24 protein-coding genes and 1 pseudogene are annotated in these 18,620 nt (G+C 29.5%); 12 read left to right on the top strand and 13 right to left on the bottom strand.

Annotation, left to right across the window (positions count from 1 at the left end):
* The first annotated feature begins 365 nt into the window (after window positions 1-365).
* A pseudogene (locus METFODRAFT_RS07190) lies at window positions 366-1,365 on the top strand (IS701 family transposase).
* Here METFODRAFT_RS07190 and cas4 read toward each other — a convergent pair.
* The 3 genes from cas4 to cas1 form a co-directional block, all read right to left on the bottom strand.
* Entirely contained in the window at window positions 1,357-1,971 is a 615-nt protein-coding gene (gene cas4 / locus METFODRAFT_RS07185) for a CRISPR-associated protein Cas4 (RefSeq protein ID WP_048115739.1), read from the bottom strand. The pseudogene METFODRAFT_RS07190 and the gene cas4 overlap by 9 nt on opposite strands.
* A 65-nt stretch (window positions 1,972-2,036) precedes the next feature.
* Window positions 2,037-2,255 (bottom strand): CRISPR-associated endonuclease Cas2, encoded by a 219-nt coding sequence (cas2, locus tag METFODRAFT_RS07180; protein WP_007044912.1) that lies wholly within the window; start codon window positions 2,253-2,255, stop codon window positions 2,037-2,039.
* The gene (cas1, locus tag METFODRAFT_RS07175; RefSeq protein ID WP_007044911.1) at window positions 2,252-3,256 is read right to left on the bottom strand and encodes a CRISPR-associated endonuclease Cas1; all 1,005 of its coding nucleotides are present in this window, start codon (window positions 3,254-3,256) and stop codon (window positions 2,252-2,254) included. Before cas1 ends, cas2 begins: the two co-directional genes overlap by 4 nt.
* Before the next feature lie 78 nt (window positions 3,257-3,334).
* Here cas1 and METFODRAFT_RS07170 point away from each other — a divergent pair, with 78 nt between their 5' ends.
* Genes METFODRAFT_RS07170 through METFODRAFT_RS07150 form a run of 7 tightly spaced genes read left to right on the top strand, consistent with a single transcriptional unit; the run spans window position 3,335 to window position 9,751 of the window.
* On the top strand, window positions 3,335-5,128 hold the full coding sequence (locus METFODRAFT_RS07170; protein WP_007044910.1) for a TIGR02556 family CRISPR-associated protein: 1,794 nt from the start codon (window positions 3,335-3,337) through the stop codon (window positions 5,126-5,128).
* Window positions 5,128-6,024 carry a type I-B CRISPR-associated protein Cas7/Csh2 gene (gene cas7b, locus METFODRAFT_RS07165; protein WP_007044909.1) on the top strand — a complete coding sequence of 299 codons (897 nt, stop codon included), beginning with the start codon at window positions 5,128-5,130 and terminating at the stop codon, window positions 6,022-6,024. The genes METFODRAFT_RS07170 and cas7b overlap by 1 nt, the downstream gene beginning before the upstream one ends.
* A gap of 28 nt (window positions 6,025-6,052) precedes the next feature.
* On the top strand, window positions 6,053-6,769 hold the full coding sequence (cas5b, locus tag METFODRAFT_RS07160) for a type I-B CRISPR-associated protein Cas5b (RefSeq protein WP_007044908.1): 717 nt from the start codon (window positions 6,053-6,055) through the stop codon (window positions 6,767-6,769).
* Window positions 6,770-6,778: 9 nt separating this feature from the next.
* Complete coding sequence (locus tag METFODRAFT_RS09740) at window positions 6,779-7,039, top strand: hypothetical protein (RefSeq protein WP_007044907.1); 261 nt, start codon at window positions 6,779-6,781, stop codon at window positions 7,037-7,039.
* Window positions 7,020-8,003: a CRISPR-associated helicase/endonuclease Cas3 gene (locus METFODRAFT_RS11560; RefSeq protein ID WP_083820866.1), complete on the top strand. Its 984-nt coding sequence runs from the start codon at window positions 7,020-7,022 to the stop codon at window positions 8,001-8,003. The genes METFODRAFT_RS09740 and METFODRAFT_RS11560 overlap by 20 nt, the downstream gene beginning before the upstream one ends.
* Window positions 7,966-9,066 carry a CRISPR-associated helicase Cas3' gene (cas3, locus tag METFODRAFT_RS11555; protein WP_083820865.1) on the top strand — a complete coding sequence of 367 codons (1,101 nt, stop codon included), beginning with the start codon at window positions 7,966-7,968 and terminating at the stop codon, window positions 9,064-9,066. The genes METFODRAFT_RS11560 and cas3 overlap by 38 nt, the downstream gene beginning before the upstream one ends.
* A gap of 16 nt (window positions 9,067-9,082) precedes the next feature.
* Window positions 9,083-9,751: a CRISPR-associated endonuclease Cas6 gene (locus METFODRAFT_RS07150; RefSeq protein ID WP_007044904.1), complete on the top strand. Its 669-nt coding sequence runs from the start codon at window positions 9,083-9,085 to the stop codon at window positions 9,749-9,751.
* Between the two features lie 165 nt (window positions 9,752-9,916).
* On the opposite strand, the gene METFODRAFT_RS09735 is transcribed toward METFODRAFT_RS07150, so the two are convergent.
* A complete protein-coding gene (locus tag METFODRAFT_RS09735) occupies window positions 9,917-10,576 on the bottom strand; it encodes a transposase (RefSeq protein WP_245528914.1) in 660 nt (219 codons plus the stop codon).
* A gap of 444 nt (window positions 10,577-11,020) precedes the next feature.
* On the opposite strand from METFODRAFT_RS09735, the gene METFODRAFT_RS07135 reads away from it, so the two are divergent.
* The 3 genes from METFODRAFT_RS07135 (at window position 11,021) to METFODRAFT_RS07125 (ending at window position 12,684) form a co-directional block, all read left to right on the top strand.
* Window positions 11,021-11,389 carry a cupin domain-containing protein gene (locus METFODRAFT_RS07135; RefSeq protein ID WP_048115737.1) on the top strand — a complete coding sequence of 123 codons (369 nt, stop codon included), beginning with the start codon at window positions 11,021-11,023 and terminating at the stop codon, window positions 11,387-11,389.
* Between the two features lie 200 nt (window positions 11,390-11,589).
* Entirely contained in the window at window positions 11,590-11,784 is a 195-nt protein-coding gene (locus tag METFODRAFT_RS07130) for a 4Fe-4S dicluster domain-containing protein (protein WP_007044902.1), read from the top strand.
* 18 nt (window positions 11,785-11,802) lie between these two features.
* A complete protein-coding gene (locus METFODRAFT_RS07125; RefSeq protein WP_007044901.1) occupies window positions 11,803-12,684 on the top strand; it encodes an MBL fold metallo-hydrolase in 882 nt (293 codons plus the stop codon).
* Here METFODRAFT_RS07125 and METFODRAFT_RS07120 read toward each other — a convergent pair.
* Window positions 12,671-13,522: a coenzyme F420-0:L-glutamate ligase gene (locus METFODRAFT_RS07120; RefSeq protein ID WP_007044900.1), complete on the bottom strand. Its 852-nt coding sequence runs from the start codon at window positions 13,520-13,522 to the stop codon at window positions 12,671-12,673. The genes METFODRAFT_RS07125 and METFODRAFT_RS07120 overlap by 14 nt on opposite strands.
* Window positions 13,523-13,618: 96 nt before the next feature.
* On the opposite strand from METFODRAFT_RS07120, the gene METFODRAFT_RS07115 reads away from it, so the two are divergent.
* Window positions 13,619-14,803, top strand: a complete 1,185-nt coding sequence (locus tag METFODRAFT_RS07115) for an aconitase X (protein ID WP_007044899.1) — start codon at window positions 13,619-13,621, stop codon at window positions 14,801-14,803.
* Window positions 14,804-14,886: 83 nt separating this feature from the next.
* Here METFODRAFT_RS07115 and fen read toward each other — a convergent pair whose 3' ends face one another.
* The 8 genes from fen to METFODRAFT_RS07080 all read right to left on the bottom strand — a co-directional run bounded on the left by fen (window position 14,887) and on the right by METFODRAFT_RS07080 (window position 18,395).
* Complete coding sequence (gene fen / locus METFODRAFT_RS07110) at window positions 14,887-15,867, bottom strand: flap endonuclease-1 (protein ID WP_007044898.1); 981 nt, start codon at window positions 15,865-15,867, stop codon at window positions 14,887-14,889.
* A gap of 1 nt (window position 15,868) precedes the next feature.
* Window positions 15,869-16,318, bottom strand: coding sequence for a GNAT family N-acetyltransferase (locus METFODRAFT_RS07105; protein WP_141564090.1), 450 nt, complete (start codon window positions 16,316-16,318; stop codon window positions 15,869-15,871).
* 13 nt (window positions 16,319-16,331) lie between these two features.
* Complete coding sequence (locus METFODRAFT_RS07100) at window positions 16,332-16,532, bottom strand: helix-turn-helix transcriptional regulator (protein ID WP_007044896.1); 201 nt, start codon at window positions 16,530-16,532, stop codon at window positions 16,332-16,334.
* 7 nt (window positions 16,533-16,539) lie between these two features.
* Window positions 16,540-16,671 (bottom strand): hypothetical protein, encoded by a 132-nt coding sequence (locus tag METFODRAFT_RS11725; protein WP_281034042.1) that lies wholly within the window; start codon window positions 16,669-16,671, stop codon window positions 16,540-16,542.
* Window positions 16,659-17,090 (bottom strand): hypothetical protein, encoded by a 432-nt coding sequence (locus METFODRAFT_RS07095; RefSeq protein ID WP_007044895.1) that lies wholly within the window; start codon window positions 17,088-17,090, stop codon window positions 16,659-16,661. The genes METFODRAFT_RS11725 and METFODRAFT_RS07095 overlap by 13 nt, the downstream gene beginning before the upstream one ends.
* Window positions 17,091-17,195: 105 nt before the next feature.
* Window positions 17,196-17,477: a DUF2178 domain-containing protein gene (locus METFODRAFT_RS07090; RefSeq protein WP_007044894.1), complete on the bottom strand. Its 282-nt coding sequence runs from the start codon at window positions 17,475-17,477 to the stop codon at window positions 17,196-17,198.
* Between the two features lie 8 nt (window positions 17,478-17,485).
* Complete coding sequence (locus tag METFODRAFT_RS07085) at window positions 17,486-18,040, bottom strand: hypothetical protein (RefSeq protein WP_007044893.1); 555 nt, start codon at window positions 18,038-18,040, stop codon at window positions 17,486-17,488.
* Window positions 18,033-18,395: a hypothetical protein gene (locus METFODRAFT_RS07080; protein WP_141564089.1), complete on the bottom strand. Its 363-nt coding sequence runs from the start codon at window positions 18,393-18,395 to the stop codon at window positions 18,033-18,035. Before METFODRAFT_RS07080 ends, METFODRAFT_RS07085 begins: the two co-directional genes overlap by 8 nt.
* Window positions 18,396-18,620 lie beyond the last annotated feature (225 nt).

Here is an 18,620-nt window from a genome sequence, read left to right as displayed (position 1 = left end):
TAAGTAAAAGAGGATTTAGCGTTAAATTATTGCTCTTTACAATCGCCTATAATATTAAGACGTTGTATGATGTTAAATTTAGGTAAGTTTGTTAATAATGGTTATTACTTCAATTGCTAAAACTTAATAGTATCTAACTATTTCCACATTGTAATTATATATCTAAATGTGTGATGGGAATTAGGGTTATAAATAATAATAGGATTTTATGGCTGATTGGAATGATTGTAATTCTTTGCAGTTATTTTTTAATTAAGTAGGACTTTCGCAAGCATATTCGAATATAATGATATAGCATTTATGATAAGATATTTCTACCACAACATTTTACTATTTTTCGAATAAAAATTGTTTATGGTGAGAATATTCTCAAAAAAGCGAATGCAATTGTTTATATGCTCTTTCTTCTATTGTCAGAGTTTAATTCGTGTATAGAACTATCTAAAACATTACGCATTTTCGGAATAAACGTATCTCACGATACCATAAATCGAATTCTTTGGAATGAGGGTCTTAACCCACAAGAGAATCTATTTAACTTCATGAAAAACTTTATAACTCCCGAATATAACATTTTCGTTATAGATGATTTTGTTATAGATAAGTTTTATTCGAAAATCAACAGAATTTACTTATTATTGTTGGAGTAATCTACATAAACGAGTAGTTATGGGACATGCATGTTGTTGATTGTATTGCTACGAATGGAAAGAACATCATTCCAATCGATTTAGAGTTTATGATAGACCAAGGGATGGAAAGACGAAGAATGATTTATGTAGGGAAATAATACTCTCTTTAGTTGAAAGGGGATTTAATATTCGATATATCTGCTTCGATAGTTGGTATTCGAGCAAAGAAAACTTAAAACTTATCGATAAGTTAGGTTTATTTTACCTCTGCAGAATTAAAAGGAACAGGAAGATAAACCTCTCCAAAAACGGTGAGTGGATTTCGATTAAAGAACTTGGAGAAATTCCTGAAAGTGGATTAATCGTTTATCTAAGGAAAGTAGGATATGTCAAACTCTTCTGCCTTTCCAAAAACGGAAAGGCAGTATATTATATAACGAATAACCTATTTATGAGTTTCGGAGAATTTCAAGAGGTCAAAAACGCCTCTTGGAGAATCGAAGAGTTCCACAGAGGAGTTAAACAGTGCTGCAATATTGGAAATTTCTTCGTTAGAAAAAGATTTCCAGTATTAGGTCATATTTCGTTAGCTATGAGGGCTTTCTTTATTTTAGAGAAAATTAGAATCGATAAAAAGATTACTTGGTATGAGTTTAGAAGAGAACTAAATCGAATAGCCGTTGGGAATGCCATAATCTCTTTATGTAAAGAAACTGGTTTATTGTTAATCTAAGTATTTAAATGTATTTGCGAAAGTCCTATTCCTATAACAACAATCAATGCACTTCCTTTTATTGACTTTAATATCTAATGGAAATTCCTCATTTTCAATAATATCAAAAATTAAGTCAATAAATCCAATTGCATCATCAAAGTCCTTTTGTTTAAACTTTATCTCTTTAACCAAATTCCCACTTCTTACATAAACTACAAAACCCCTATTGACTTCAACATTAAAATTCTCCTTAATTAATAATCCATACAAAATGGATTGATACTTATGCGTTTTGAACAATTTATTCTTATATTCTGCGAACTTGTAATCAAGAGGAGCGTAACTTCCATCTTCCAACTCCAAAACCTCATCCACAATACCAACAATCCGATACTTTTTGGAGGATAAATATACATTTAAAAACTTTGCCTTTGCATTTATGGATTTTCTAATATAGTTTTTGTTTATTTTTTCCTTTAATTCATGAATATTCCTCCCGATTAAAACCTTTTCTCTCTTCTCCTCATGTTGAGGAATCCCCAAGACTCTCTCAAAATAAACAAACCTTGGACAATACATATACTCAACAACATCAGATACAGTAATCATCTCTTCCAATTCCATTTAAAGCACCATGGTCTTTTTATTATCTCTAACTAAATCTTTATCAAACTCCTCACCAATGCAAATCAACTTTCCAAAGCATTTCTCGCAAACCTAATAATATAGACCTTATCATTTTCTTCAATAATATTCTCACAAAAAACTCTCAACTCATCAATTCTATTTTTATTCAAACTTCCAGCAAACACACTTTTTTGAATTCTTAATAATCCATAGTTTAGGCATTTATCAGAAACTCTCTTCCTAATTTTATCATCACTTATATCATAAATTACATAAATCATAAATATCTCTCCCTTATGTAATTTGCAATCTCATAACACTCTTTTTGGATGAAATCAGGAAGTTTATACTTCTTTCTTTTAAATTCAAACTCTTTATTGAATACACTTTCATTCATAAATGATGCAAACTCTCCAATCCCAATTTCTGATAACGATATTCCATTATGCAAAGGAACAAAAAACTCATTTTTAACTTTCTTTTTGTTTATGAAATTCACAACTCCTCTATCCACATAAACCCTATACATTTCAATTATATCATAAACTAAGGTTGTCTTATTATATCCATCGGAGTGGATAAATCCAACATAGGGGTCTAAACCAGCGACAATACAGCATTTTTCAACAATTGGATATAACATCCCATAATCATAATTCAATAAAGCATTAAATTCATCTTTTGCAGGCCTCCTACTCCTTTCTTTGAACTTATACTTTTCTGGGAGGGCATAATTAATCCCTTCAAAATAATACTTTGATGCTAATCCTTCAATACCAATGATGGTATCCTTTATGGTTCTTTTTTGAATATTGCCATCAATTTTACTCAAATAATCATTTAAATCATCAATACATCCTTTTATGCCCTCAACCAATCCATCAAAATCTCCTTTATGGTTGTGGTTCTTTTTTAATTCTTTCAAATAACTAATCTGGTTTTTCATTTTTCTTTCAATCCATTTTGATGCATATTTTATTCCTTCAACGGTCTCTGAAAATTTTATTTGATTTCTTCTAATTTTCCCAGTCTTACCTAATTTGCAATGCCAAACCATTGCTGTTGGTTCTTCATTCTTTAGAAATATTATTGGAATGTTATTTTCTATTGCCAAATTTATTGCTGATGTGGTTATTGTTCCATCTTTTCCTAAAATAATTCTTTCAACTTTATTTGCAGAAATTTCTACTTTCTTTACTTCTCCATTTTCCTTTACTTCAAAAACAAATCTATCTCCTTTTTTAGATATAAAAAATCCATAAGATTTTAAAACAATATCCATAGTTCCACCAATTTAAAATTCCAAAAATTATATATAATATTTTTTTACTTATTTAAATTGTTATAGTGAGGGATAAAAATGTTATCAAGTGTGGCAACAATTGGGAAGTATATTATTGAAAAAGAGGGGAAAGACATTAATAATCCACTGTCTATACTTGTAGAAAATCCAGATGTTGATGGGAAATATAATATAATCTTTAAAATTGCATTTGATGGAGATTTTAACTATTTAGGAGTTTTTGATGATAGATTTGACTCATCTATGATTTTAAGGCTGCTATATAAAAAAGGCTCTCCAAGAGGTGCTGATTTAAGCCCAACATCTAAATTGGTTGATGCTGAAAAAACATTTAGAAATAAAATATTAAAAGCAGTTGCAGATGCAAAGAAATACAAAAAGACCAATTTTTTAAAAAGATTAGAAACAGCACTAAAAGATAATGCAGAAAAAATTATTGAAGATATTGAAAAATTAAAGAAAAACTATCCAAAAGATGGTGTTATTTTAACAATAACTATTAGGAAAGGTGATGAAGAATTTTATGTTGGAGATATAGGGGAGTTTATGGACTATTTTGTGCATAAGGCAACTATGGATTACTACTATATGAAAACAGGAAATATTGCTGCAAAAGGTGTTGGTATTTGTTCAATTTGTAACGAAAAAGGGGAAGTTTTTGGATTATTTAGGGAGTTTGGATTCTATACCATAGACAAAATTGGAAATGTTAGCGGTTTAAATCCAGATGAAGCGTGGAAGACATTCCCAATATGCTTAAAATGTGCTTTATATGTTAAAGAAGGAAAAAACTACTTAGATGAGCATTTAAAGGTAAGATTTTATGGGAATGATTTATACATCATTCCAAAGGTTTTGGATGAGAAGAATGTTGGGAAAGTATTAAAAAGATTTGAGAGAATGGCAAAAGATTTCGGAACAAAGGATTATTCATATAGAGAAAGGAAATTGTTTGAATTTCTTTCAAAAAGAGATATTTACTTATACATTTCTTTTATGTTTTTTAGAGAAGGGAATGACTTCAAAATAACTCAAATGGTTGAGGATGTCCTCCCATCAAGATTTAGGAGATTGTATGAAGAAATCGACAAAATAGAAAATTATGGAATATTCAAACATTTCAAACTAAAATACAAAAAACTTTCAAAGAAAGAAAAAGAATATTATACAAATATTTTACAAAACTTTGAAGATAAGGAAGGTTTAAGGTTTAGATTTGGATATATAAAGGAGTTTTTTGGAAATGAAGATTTTCTAAGGTTAATGAATATCATAATAACAAATAAAAAAGTTGATTACAACTGCCTCATTAATGTGTTTATTTCAAAAATTAGAGAGAAATTTATTAAAGATGAACCATTTGAATTATTTGCTTACAAATCATTCATGATTATCCTTTATTTAATGAATTTGAATATTTTGGAGGGGGATATTATGGGAGACGATAAAGAATATTATCTTTATGATGAAATTGATGAGCTCTTCAATAATTATAATGGATTTTTTGATAGGGATGAGAAAAAAGGTGTATTTTTGTTGGGGGTTTTGGTGAATAAACTCCTTAATCTCCAATACAAAAAGAGAGGTTCAAAACCATTTCAGTCAAAACTCTATGGTCTAAAATTAGACAAAATTAAGGTTAAAAATATCTTCAAAGAGGCAAACCAAAAACTTATGGAATATGAGCAGGAAGATAATAGCCTATATTATAAAAAGTTGAGAGAAAAGGTTGCTGAATATCTTATAAAAGCAGGAAATGATTGGAAATTGAATAATAATGAAATTTCCTATATTTTTTCGTTAGGGATGGCAATGAGTGATAGATTTAAAAGTAAAGGAGGGGATGAGTAATGGTAATAAAAAACAGGAGTGAAATTTTATTTTTATATGATGTTAAAGATGCAAATCCAAACGGAGACCCATTGGATGAGAACAAGCCAAGAATTGATGAGGAAACAGGAGTCAATATTATTAGTGATGTAAGGTTAAAGAGAACAATTAGGGATTATTTAGATAGTATTGGAGAAGAGATTTTCATAAAGGAAGTAAGAGAGGAAGATGGAACATTAAAAACAAAAGAAGATAGGCTAAATGAACTAAAAATAGAAAAAGCAGAGGATTTATTAAAAATGATTGATATTAGGTTATTTGGAGCAACAACAGCAGTTAAAGGAAAAACTATAACTTTTACTGGTCCAGTTCAATTTAGATTTGGAAGAAGTTTGCATAAGGTCTCTCCAAAACTGATAAAAGGAACTACTGTAATGCCTTCAAAAGAAGGTAAGGGTCAGGGAACGTTCACAGAATATTGGGTAGTTCCTTATTCACTAATTGCTTTTTATGGGATAATAAACGAAAATGCCGCAAAAACAACGAATTTAACAGAAGAAGATGTTAAAAAGTTAGTTGAAGCAATGTGGAACGGAACAAAAAACCTCATTAGTAGGAGCAAAGTAGGACATACACCAAGATTACTAATTAAGGTTAATTATAAGGAAAATAACTACCACATTGGTGATTTGGATAAAACCTTAAAATTGGTTTCAGATATTGAAGATGAGAAAATTAGAGATGTTAAGGACTTTAAGGTAGATATAACTGAATTAGTTGATTTGTTGAAAGAAAATAAAGACAAAATTGAGGGCATTGAGTATATTTGGGATAAAAGATTAAGATTGGTTTATAATGGAGAAGAGTTTAACTTTAACTCAGATGTTGGTCTTCCATTTAAGGAAATAGTCCTTTAAATTTTAAATTTTTATTTTTGGTGGAATCATGAAGGTTTTAGTTTTTGATATTTGGGGGGATTATGGGCATTTTAAGAAGATATACACGACAACAAGTCCTTTAACTTATGATATAATACCAAAAACAACAATTTATGGGATATTGGGGGCAGTTTTAGGATTTGATAAAGAAAAGTATTTAAAACATATAAACGCTGATACAACAAACATTGCATTAAGAATATTAAGCCCAATAAAAAAGGTAAATTTTGCTTTAAATTTGATTAATACAAAGGGAAATTATTTCATTCCAATAAAAAAGAAAGGACATGAACCAAGAACACAAATAAGATTTGAAATGTTAAAAAACCCCAAATATAGAATCTACGTTAATTTGAGAGATGATGAATTACATAACAAATTAAAAGAACTTTTAAAAGAACATAAAACAATTTATACCCCATACATGGGAATAAGCGAGATGATTGCAAATTTCAAATATATTGGAGAGTTTGAAGTTGTTAAATTAAAAAGCGATGATTTTGTAGAGGTAAATTCAGTTATTAGAAGGGATAATATAAAAGATATTAACTTTGAAGATAATAAGGAATATCTATTCGCAAAAATACCAAATGAAATGAATGGGGGGAGAATAACAACTGAATATGTAGATATTTTTTATGAAAAAAACGGAAAGCCTATAAAATGCAAAGTAGGAGGATATTGGAAAATAACTGAAATAAATGAAAACATAACATTTATTTGAGGAGGGACTATGCTTCTATCTCACCCAAATTACTCATTAAAAGACCATTTAATAAACACGAAAAGTAGGGCATTAAAAAAATACAAGCATCCAAAACTAAACCATTTTGATGGGGAGATAATAAATAATATACTAAAAATTATCTCCTTATCTCACGATTTTGGGAAGTCAACCACTTATTTTCAAAAATATATTAGAGGAGAGAAAGTTAAAAGTTCTTTAAAAAAAACATTCAGCAATATCTTTTTTGTTGACAAATTATATAATTAGAGAATACCTCAAAAATAATGGTATTAATAACGATTATTATCAACTATTCTCCTTATGTGTAAAAAACCATCACTCATTTATCAACAATCCAATACACGATTTTTACATCGAGAAGAACCAGGATATTTTAAAAGAGCAGTTTGATGCGTTAAATATTGATTTTATAAATGGCATTTTAGAAGAAAACAACCTCCCTACAATTAAAGGTGATTTTTCAGATATTTTAGAGTGTTTTAATGAATTGGAGGATATATATGATGAACTCGAGTATGAAGAGGATAATTTAAAATACGAATTTTATTTTTTGTATATGTATCTATTTTCTTTATTAATAAGTTCAGACAAGGAAGATGCAATATTTAGAGACAAAAAAATAAATACCAATCCAACAATTCCAAATAGCATAGAAGAATACATTAAAAATTTTCCAAAGAGGAATGAAATTGATTATCTAAGAACAAAAATGTTCTTTGAAGTTGCTAAAAAAGTTGATGAAATAAATTTAGAGCACAAAATTTACTCCCTAAATGCACCAACTGGAATGGGGAAAACTTTGGCTATATTTAACTTTGCATTAAAATTAGCAAATAAAATAAAGAGTGAGATAGGCATTGAGATGAAAATAATATACTGCCTACCATTTTTAAGTATTATAGACCAAAATTATAAGGTTTTAGATGAAGTTTTAAGTGAAATTTTGGATAAACCAGTATCTTCAGATATTCTTTTGAAGCATCATCATTTAAGCGAGGTTTCTTACAAATTAGATGAAAATGAGGAGAATGTTCTCGAAGAAGATAAATCCCTCCACTTAATAGAAACATGGAATTCAAAAATAATAACAACAACATTTATGCAACTATTTTATACAATATTCAGCAACAAAAACAAAAACCTAAAAAAAATTCCACGCATTAAGCAATTCAATAATTATCTTAGACGAAATACAAGCAATTCCTTATAAATATTGGCATGCGATAAACAAAATCTTCAACTTTTTAGCAGAAGAGTATAATATTTACTTTATCCTATGCACAGCAACACTACCAATGATTTTTGAAAATAGTGTAGAACTTTTAAACAATAAGGATGAGTATTTCAAAAAAATGAACAGAACAAAAATGAAAATCTATAAAAATGAGATGGATTTGGAGGAATTTATTGATATAGTTAGTGAGGATATTGAAAACAATCCAAATGATGATTATCTTATTGTTTTAAATACAATAAAATCATCAAAAGAGGTTTATAATGCTTTAAGGGAAATGGATTTGGAAGGAGACTTTTATTACCTCTCAACAAGCATCTATCCAAAAGAGAGATTAAGAAGAATTAAAGACATCAATAAAAACAAAAATAGGAAGATTATAGTTTCAACCCAATTAATTGAAGCAGGCGTTGATATTAGCGTTGATGTTATTTATAGGGATATAGCCCCTTTGGATTGTCTAAACCAAACTGCTGGGAGGTGTAATAGGCACAATGAGGGGAAGAGGGGAATTGTTAATATTGTTAAATTGATTGATGAGAATGGACGAAGATTTGCATCCTATATTTACGAGAAGCATCTCATAACCAAAACAGAGGAATTGCTAAATAATTATGATGTTATTGATGAAAGGGAGTTTTTGAAGTTAAATAATAAGTATTTCAAAAAATTAAGTAATTATAAAGACAAATCCAAAGAAATTCTAAGAACTATTGAAGAATTTAAGTATGAAAATATTGAAAAAGAATTTAAACTAATCGAAAATATTCCTTCTATTGATTTGTTTGTTTGTATTGAAGATAGAGCGGAAGAGGTTTGGGAAGAATATGAGGGGATTAAGGAAATAAATGATGTATTTGAGAGGAGAAGAGAATTTTTAAAGATAAAGAAAGAATTTTATGATTATGTTATAAGTATTCCAGAATATGATATAAAAGGGAAGGATATCCTATTTGGGCATTTAGATAAAATTAATGAAAAATATTATGATGAAGAAACTGGTTTTAAAGTTGTTGAGAACAAAACAATAATATTATAAAAATTTTGGTGAAATTATGAAACTTCCTATCTTAATATGCAGATTAAAAACAAATGAGCCACTAAAAAAATCCCAAATACCATATTTGAGAGGATATATTTTGAATAAGTTCAACAAAGAGGATTATAAAGATTTACACAACCACAGTGGTAATGGATTTGTTTATACTTACCCAAAAATCCAATACAAGATTATTGGTGGTGATGCGGTTTTAATTGGCATAAAAGAGGGAATAAACATTTTAGGAGAGATTATATTGAATATCAATAAGTTAGAGTTGAATCATAAGGTCTATGATGTTGTTGGAGGTTACGCAAAAGTTAAGTTTGAGGACTTTGGCGTCTCTGATGAGATGATGGGATACAAGTTCATCTCCCCATGGATTGCTTTGAATGAGAAAAATTATGCAAAGTATAAAGAGTTGGATGAGAGTGGAAGGAAGGAATTGCTTGAAAAAATCTTAGTTGGAAACATTTTGTCTATGAGTAAGTATTTGGATTATACTGTTAAGGAAACGTTGAGGGCAGAAGTTTTGGATGTTGAGGATTTAGTTGTTAAATATAAGGGAAACAGATTCATTGGGTTCACAGGAGAGTTTGCGGTTAATTTCAACATTCCTAATTACTTGGGAATTGGTAGGAAAGTTTCTAAGGGATTTGGGGGTGTCGTTAAAGTTAGCAAATAATTTTATTTTTTATTTTTACTATTTATTTATTAATTTACATTAATTGATTTTTTGGATTATAAAAACCCTAATTCCCATCACACATTTAGATATATAATTACAATGTGGAAATAGTTAGATACTATTAAGTTTTAGCAATTGAAGTAATAACCATTATTAACAAACTTACCTAAATTTAACATCATACAACGTCTTAATATTATAGGCGATTGTAAAGAGCAATAATTTAACGCTAAATCCTCTTTTACTTATGGCTCTTATACGCTTTGGGAACATTTCAACCAACTTTGAAAAGTTTGTTTCGATAGTTTTTCTCAATTTATTTAGTATTTTATACTTTATCTTTTCTATAAACGATTTAATCATGTTATTTCTTTTTATAGATTCGAAATAAACGTTTCCCCATCCTAACATATTTTGAAAACCTTCATCTATATAACCCTTATCTCCAATTATAGAGCAGTTTGAGAAGTTCTTAACAAACAGTTTATAATTATCTTTCAAGACATCCAAATCATGCTGATTTGCAGGACTTACAAACAATAGAGTTAGATACATTCCGTCAGTAGTGTATGTTGCTTTATATCCGAAATAATAACGTTTTTTTGATGCATTGTAGCCAACTATACCATCTTTTTTAATTAACATTGATTTTCCTATTTTTTCATGTCTATATTTCCTTATAAGTTCTTTTGTTTCGATTGGAATTGTATCTATAGACAATAAACAGTTTTTATTTAAAAATATGCTCTGAATTTCGAATAAAAGTTCTTCATATCTGTTTAATCGCTCAACTAATTTGTTGTATCTTATTTTCGGAAACAATCCCAACCCTTCGATTAAAAATTCATACCCCTTTTTATACATCCACCGAAGTATATCATACATAGAACCGAAAAGATTATTAAGTCCAAGAGGGATATTTTCTCTCTGCGGGCGTATGGTGACTTATATTTCTCTACAGTTAGATAGAACTTAGCCCACATGAGATTTATTAATCGTTTAAGCTTTGGGACGCTCTCTTCAACGATGTTATCACCTTCAACTATTTTTTTGATACTATATATCTATTGAGTTATATATTTAATGTTTTGATGGGAACTACGGTAAAGATTTAAATAAAGGGGAATGTGTTTTTATTGACGATGAAAAAGAATTCCTAAAAACCATAAAAATAAGACCAAGAAAAAGCAAACATGGTGGGGGAGAAAAATAATTTTTTAATAGATTGAGAAATATCCGATAAAGACCATGCAAATGGTTGAAACCATGAAAATTATAAAAACTGAATACGATAAAATTAAACCATATATCACCAAAGATGGTTCAATAATTAAGGAATTGATACATCCAAGTGCCCACGGGGATGTAAAACAAAGTTTAGCAGAGGCAATAATTCCAGCAGGTTCTAAAACTTTATTGCATAAGCATCATAAATCTGAGGAGATATATTATATTTTGGAAGGTAGAGGATTAATGACATTAGGTGATGAAAAATTTGAAGTTAAAAAAGGGGATACTATATGCATCCCTCCCGAAACCCCCCATAAGATTGAAAACATAAGTGACGTTCCTTTAAAGATATTGTGTTGCAGTTTTCCACCATACTCTCATGAGGACACAGAATTAATGGAGTAACTTATTGATTTTTTATATTTTTATTTTTGTTTCTTATTTTATTTCTGCACTAATAAACTCAATCAAGAATATACGGGAAATAGTTAAAAGTATATATTAAAGATTTAAATAAAAGAGGGAGTGTTTTTATTGATGATGAAAAAGAATTCTTAAAACCATAAAGATAAGACCAAGAAAAGCAAACATGGAGGAGGAGAAAAATGATAGAGATAAACGAAAACTTCTGCAAAGGATGCGATATATGTATTGAGGTTTGTCCAAGGAATGTCTTTGAAAAATCAAAAAAATTAAATAAAAAGGGTATCTATCCACCAATTCCAGTAAATGAGGACAAATGTACAAAATGCAATCTTTGCGTATTGCAGTGCCCAGACCAAGCAATATCTATTGAATAATTATTGAATTGTGGGAGTATGAAAATCATCCCAATAGCAAGTGAGAGTTTTGGTGTCAGGAGTTTAGCAACTTATGTTGAAACAGAGGATGTTAAAGTTTTAATAGACCCTGGTGTAGCAATAGCACCAAAGAGATATGGCTTACCTCCAAACGAAATAGAATTTGAGCAATTGAGAAAGTTGAGAGAAATATTAAATAATTTTGCCAAAAAATCTGATATAATAACCATCTCCCACTACCATTATGACCACTACACGCCATTTCATGATGATGAGTATTTGGATTCAAAGGATTATGCAAAAACTCTCTACAAGGATAAGATTTTACTCATAAAGCATCCAAAAGAATTTATAAACAGGAGTCAGATGAAGAGGGCAGAGACATTCTTAGAGAATGTCAAAAACATAGCAAAAGAAATACACTACGCAGATAACAAAACCTTCAACTTCAAAAACACCCAAATTAAATTTTCCCCACCATTTCCACATGGAAAGGATGATAAGTTGGGATATGTTTTGCTAACAACCATAAAAGATAAAAACTTTACATTCTTACATGCCTCTGATATCCAAGGAGTTATTTTTGATGATTTGAAGGATTATATAATAAATGAGCATCCAAATTTAATAATAATGAGCGGTCCTCCAACATACTTAATAAGAATGTTTGGAAAGGAGAATCTAAAAAAGGTAGATGAAAATTTGAAGGATATATTAAAAAATACAGATGCACAACTCATCTTAGACCATCACTTTCTGAGGGATAAAAAATACAAAGAAAAATTAAGCGTAGATTTTAAAACAATTGCAGAATATACTGGAAAGAAAAATTATCTATTGGAAGCATATAGAAAGGACATAAAAGAGGGAAAACAAAATTTTAACACTATTCAATCTTAACAACAACAACTGGAGTATGCTCTAATTCTTCCAAAATCTCAACTGTAATTTCAAAGGTATTATATTTCTTCATAACATCATGGATGGATTTTGTTGTTATATGTGAGTTATCTGCTAAATCACTTATTTTTAATATCTCTTCCAAAGGATATTTTTTATAGATTTCATTTCCAGCAATGGCTAATGGTGTAGCCCCAACCAATCCACCAACACCCAACTTTTTCCCAATTTTTCCAATAACATATCCCAAAACCCCAATTCCGCCAATAATCCCATCGATAGCATAAGGGAGAGCAGTTACATACCACTTAAAAAACCTATACGTTGCATCAGTATCCACAACCATAACAACAACATCAACACCAAACTCCTCTTTTATTTTTCTATGCAATTTCTCCGCCCATTTTTTTGGTTCTTTTGGTAATAGGGAAGCATAAGTTCCCGGAACATTTGTTAAATCAACACCTCCTTCTGATGCAGGTTTTAGAGCATAGATTAAACCAACATGGTCAATAACTACTTGCTTATGCCTCAACGTCTCTTTTTTTGGCATTTTTCTGAGGTTTTTTACCCTATCCTTTCTTGTTCCCAACAAAGGCCCCAAAATACATCCCCATAAATATTTTGACCAATAATAGGTGAGATATGCCCAAAATTTTGGTTTTACATCCTTTTCATCAACAAAATTATTCTCACTTGTTGAAACCATCTTCTCACTTAAAACAACAAAGTCCCCATCATCTAATCTTATTTTACTATTTTTCAAACTTTCAATGACAATTGGAATAAAATCCTCTCCTGGTTTGATATATCTTGTTTTTATTGGATGTGCTTTCATTCTCTCACCATTAAGCAAAAAAATTCAAACTTTGAATAACAAATTATTTATAAATCTTTTAAAAATTTATTCATAAAGTTCATTGGTGAAGTTAATATGTATCTTACAAAGGAAGAGGAAAAAATATACGATGGAGAATATGGAGAGGTTTTAGAAAAATGCATGAATCTCCTTGTATCACTTGGAGATATTTATGGGGCGGAGAAATTAATTCCCATCTCATCATCCCAAATTTCAGGAGTCTCTTACAAAACAATTGGCGATATTGGATTGGAGTTTTTGAGGGATTTTGCAAATGAAAAGGTTGAGGTTTCTGTGCCTTCTACCCTAAATCCCTGTGGAATGGATGTGGATAATTGGAAAAAATTGGGATTTCCAGAGGATTTTGCAAAAAAGCAACTTGAAATCATAGATTGTTTTAAAAAAATTGGGGCCGAGATAAGTTGTACCTGTACTCCTTACCTAACTGGAAACCTTCCAAGATTTAGAGAGCATATCGCATGGGCAGAGAGTTCTGCAGTGAGTTTTGCAAATTCAGTTATTGGGGCAAAAACTAATAGAGAAGGAGGTCCTGCAGCGTTAGCAAGTGCAATAATTGGGAAAACTCCATATTATGGCTATCATTTGGATGAGAATAGGAAAGCAACACACATAATTGAGGTAAATATTGAAAATCCAAGTATTGATGTTTATGGTGCTTTGGGTTATATTGTTGGAAAGACTGTAAAAAATGGCATTCCATACTTTAAAAACATAAAAAATATTAATAATGATGAATTAAAGGCACTTGGAGCAGCAATGGCGGCAAGTAGTGGGGTCGCTCTATACCATGTAGAGAACATAACTCCTGAGGCAAAAAAAGCCATAGATGATAATTTGGAAAAAATCACCATTGATATGGATGATATTAAAGATGCTTATGAGGAATTAAACACCTGCAATGAAGCCCCAGATCTAATATGCATTGGATGTCCACACTGCAGTTTAAGAGAAATTAAAGAAATAGCGGAATTCATAAAAAAGAACAGCATAAAATTAAAATGCGATTTATGGATTTGCACATCCTTGCATATGAAGGCGATTGCAGATAGAATGGGATACACAAGGATTATAGAAAAAGCAGGAGGGGAGATAGTTAAAGATACCTGCATGGTAGTGGCTCCAATTGAAGATATGGGATATAAAAGAGTAGCAACAAACTCAGGTAAAGCAGGAGTTTATCTACCAAGTTTCTGCAAGAGTGAGGTTATTTATGGAAACATTAAAGATATTCTAAAATAAAAATGAGGTCAGGAAGAAGGTTCTCTTCATAATCAGCACATCGATGTTTCATCATCCCTCATTTTTAAAAAGAGATTTAAAACTTAACCTCCAAACCATGCATCTAAAGTTACTTGTTTTGTTTTTTTCTCAATCAATTTGCAGAGTTTTTCAACATGTGGCTGAACCCTATCCAAAGAAAAATCATTCTCCTCAACCAAAAACTTTATAATGCTATCTTTATCTGGCTTTTTTAATTTTATATTATACTCATCAGTAACTTTTGGATTTTTAAATATATTTTTAATTTCCTCGTAGTTTTCAATTGCTTTTAAGTAAAGTTCTTTGTTTTTTGATTTTGCTATTTCAAGTGCTTTTTTTGGTCCGATGCCCTTAACTCCTTTTGGATTGTAATCAGTTCCAATCAAAATTGCCATATCTATCAAATCATCGTGAGAAATGCCTAACTCATTTAAAACCTCTTTTAATTCTATTAACTCCAACTCTTCTTTTGTTGCAGTTAAGTTCCTCACTACCCTTGGGGCTCCATAAAGCAAAGCATCATAATCCTGACTAACAACACAGAACACATCACCCTTTTTCGCCATATATGATGCTTGCCCTTCCCCTTCTGCAGGGGCATTTACGTAAGGAATTCCCATTAAATCCAATAATTTTTTTGAGTTCTCTACGATATCCTTTGTTAAAAAGTTCATTCTCTTTGCATATTTTTGCATCTCCTCAATATTTTCTATTTCTTTTGCTTTTATAAATTCCTCTTTTGCCTTTTCTCTCATTTTTCTTCTTTCTTCTCGAGTTTTTTCCTTTAATTTTGGCGGTTTTCCATCAAACACCCATACTGGTGTTACGTCATTTTCAAGCATATATATGGTTTTATAGAATATTCCATTGTATGTTGAAGTTATCTCCCCTTTCTTATTCCTTAAAGGAGAGCCATCCCTCAACCTAATACTTGACAAAAACTGATAAAGGACGTTCATCCCATCTATAGCAACAGTTTTTCCTGATAGATATTTTATTGGAATTTCCTTTTTTGGGATTAAATCGTTAAATTGTACTCCCATTTTACTCACCAAAAAATTTTCTTAGGCATATTAAGTTTGTAAATTTCCATCCCCTGGATTTGTAAAATTCAAGTGCCTTTTTGTTATCTTTATCTGCGAGTAGAGATAATCTCAACAAACCATTTTCTTTACAATATCTCTCTACCTCTAATAAAAGTTTGCTTCCAACACCCATTCCCCTAAAATTCTCATCAACCACCAAATCTTCTAAAATTCCAACTTTTCCTCCTTCAGCAGTTGATATTAAAGTTTGAATAGAACACATTCCAACTACTTTATCATTATATCTCGCAACAAAAATTATTGCATCTTTATTGTTTAATAAAAGTTCTAAGCCTTTTCTCTGATTTTCATAGTTTGGGGCAAAATCTTTCTCTATTTCAAAAAGTTGCTTCAAGAGATTAATCATATCATCAATATCCTCTTTTTTTGCAGTATCTATGATTATCATGATATCACCAAAATCACTCATCTTCATCATAAATAAATATATCTTCAATCCTAACTCCAAAAAACTTTGCTATTTTGAATGCTAATTTTAAAGATGGGTCGTATTTCCCCTTTTCTATTGCAATAATTGTTTGTCTACTCACTCCCAACTTTCTCGCCAAATCTTCCTGAGTTAAGTTATGCATTGCCCTATAAATCTTTAATTTATTTTTCATTGTTTCACTATAAAAACTTTTTAAATGTATAGACCTGCAATATTAGCAGATTTGAACAAACTACAACTCCAATTGTTCTAAGAAAATCAGAAGCATTAATAACAATCTCTTTTTGACAATTTACGTTTAATATATACAAAAACACCTCCAAAGTAATAATATACCAAAAAATGACACCAAAGTTAAAAATCCTGATTTTTGTTGAAGATTTTCAACAAATTCATCGAAAACTTCAAATATTAACTTATACTTTGGGAATAGAACCAATATAACTATTAAAATAATTATTGCAAATATTCCTTCAACAATATCCAAAAATACTTTATTACAAACAATTCCAAGGAATATTAAAATTCCCTCTATATATCCAACACTTATTGCTAATAAATTTTCATATAACCTTTCATTTATATCTTTTTTATCAATAAATAGCCAAGATATAAAGATTGCTAATAAAAACGATAATGCAATTTTCCAATTTTTAATTAATAAGGGTAAAAATAAAACTGCTAAAAAATCAACTGCTAAGATAAGTTTTATTTTGGTCTTTAATTCCATAAAATCACCTAAGTATATTTTTTAAAGTAATAAAGGTAAAATACCAAATAAATAATCCAAATTGTAAGAAAAACATCCCCAACATGTAAATCATAATTATAAGTTTTAATAAGTTTTAAATAACTTCCCTAAAAGATAATACAATCCAATAGATATTATAAATGCCTTTAAAGTTCTGTATGATGCTAAATATTTAATTTGCAGTTCTTTTTCATCAACAATTTCTGAATTACCATATTTTACAATTATTGCAAAATAAACCATAAACAACAACATAAAGAAGCCCAATTCCACATCAAATAAGTAATTATAAATTTGTTGGTAGTAAAGAACAACCCCTGATAAAATTCCAAAAATTAATACCAAACTTTCTTCAATAGTGTTCAAATTATCACCTAACTAAATTTTAAGGTATAATATACCCTAAAAATTATGAGTTGAGAGATTAGCATCATTATGGAAAATAAAAATGCATCTGAAATTGATATCTTCAGATTTAATTCAACAAACATCAACAAATACCTAAACACAAAATAAGAAAATAAAAATGAGAATATTGCTTTGAATCCACTCTTTTCCATAATTCTTACTTTTAATTCATCAATAAGTTCTTCATTTACATTTATTTTTGTTATTTTTGAGATTATTATTTCAATAACTACTGAAAATAAAACAATCAACAAACCAATTAAAGTAATACTCAATTTTGAGGATAAATAAACTCCCAAAATCCAAAAAAATCCCCAAATAGTTCCAATTATAAGAATACTTAACTGTTCCTCTGTATCTCCAAATAATGGGTGATTTTTCTTAATTGAATAGATAAATACCCCTAATGCAATTAAAAATATTAACAAAACTGCAATATCCTTCAAATTCAAAAATACAAGTAGAACTGCTGATATTGTTATTAAAAGTCCCATCAAAAATCCAAGGATAATTTTATTCATTATCTCCCCCAACGTATTTTCGATAGTAAAAATAAAAAAGACAGTTATATCCAAAAAGTATGAAGAAAGCAAAAGAACCAACCCCATGTGGATTTAAGATTATTGGTTTAGTTAAACTATAAGTAACTAAAACACATATAAACACACCAAAAGAGATTAGCAAATCATGGGAAACTTTATTAGAAATATCAACTGCAAATTCATCCAACTCAATTTTTCCCATCTTTGTTCTTATCAAACATGCAAAAATGAAGTATAAAATAGTCATAACAACATTAAACGCTGCCAATCTGAATTTTTCATAGAATAAAATCCACAAAATCCCCCCAACAATGCCCAACATTAAAGATAGCAAAATACCCCCTATATTATAAAATTTTCTTAACTCTTTAGTTCTTTTTTTGAAAATCCATAAAAATAACAGCATAAATGCAAACAAAAATATATAAATAATTTCCATACCACCACCATGTTAATATTACTTTACATTATGTTAAGCATCTTTAATATATATAGGACTTTCGCAAATACATTTAAATACTTAGATTAACAATAAACCAGTTTCTTTACATAAAGAGAT

The organism is Methanotorris formicicus Mc-S-70, from assembly GCF_000243455.1.
GTDB lineage: Archaea > AGJL01 > Methanococci > Methanococcales > Methanococcaceae > Methanotorris > Methanotorris formicicus.
This window is presented reverse-complemented; position numbering and strand designations above follow the sequence as displayed.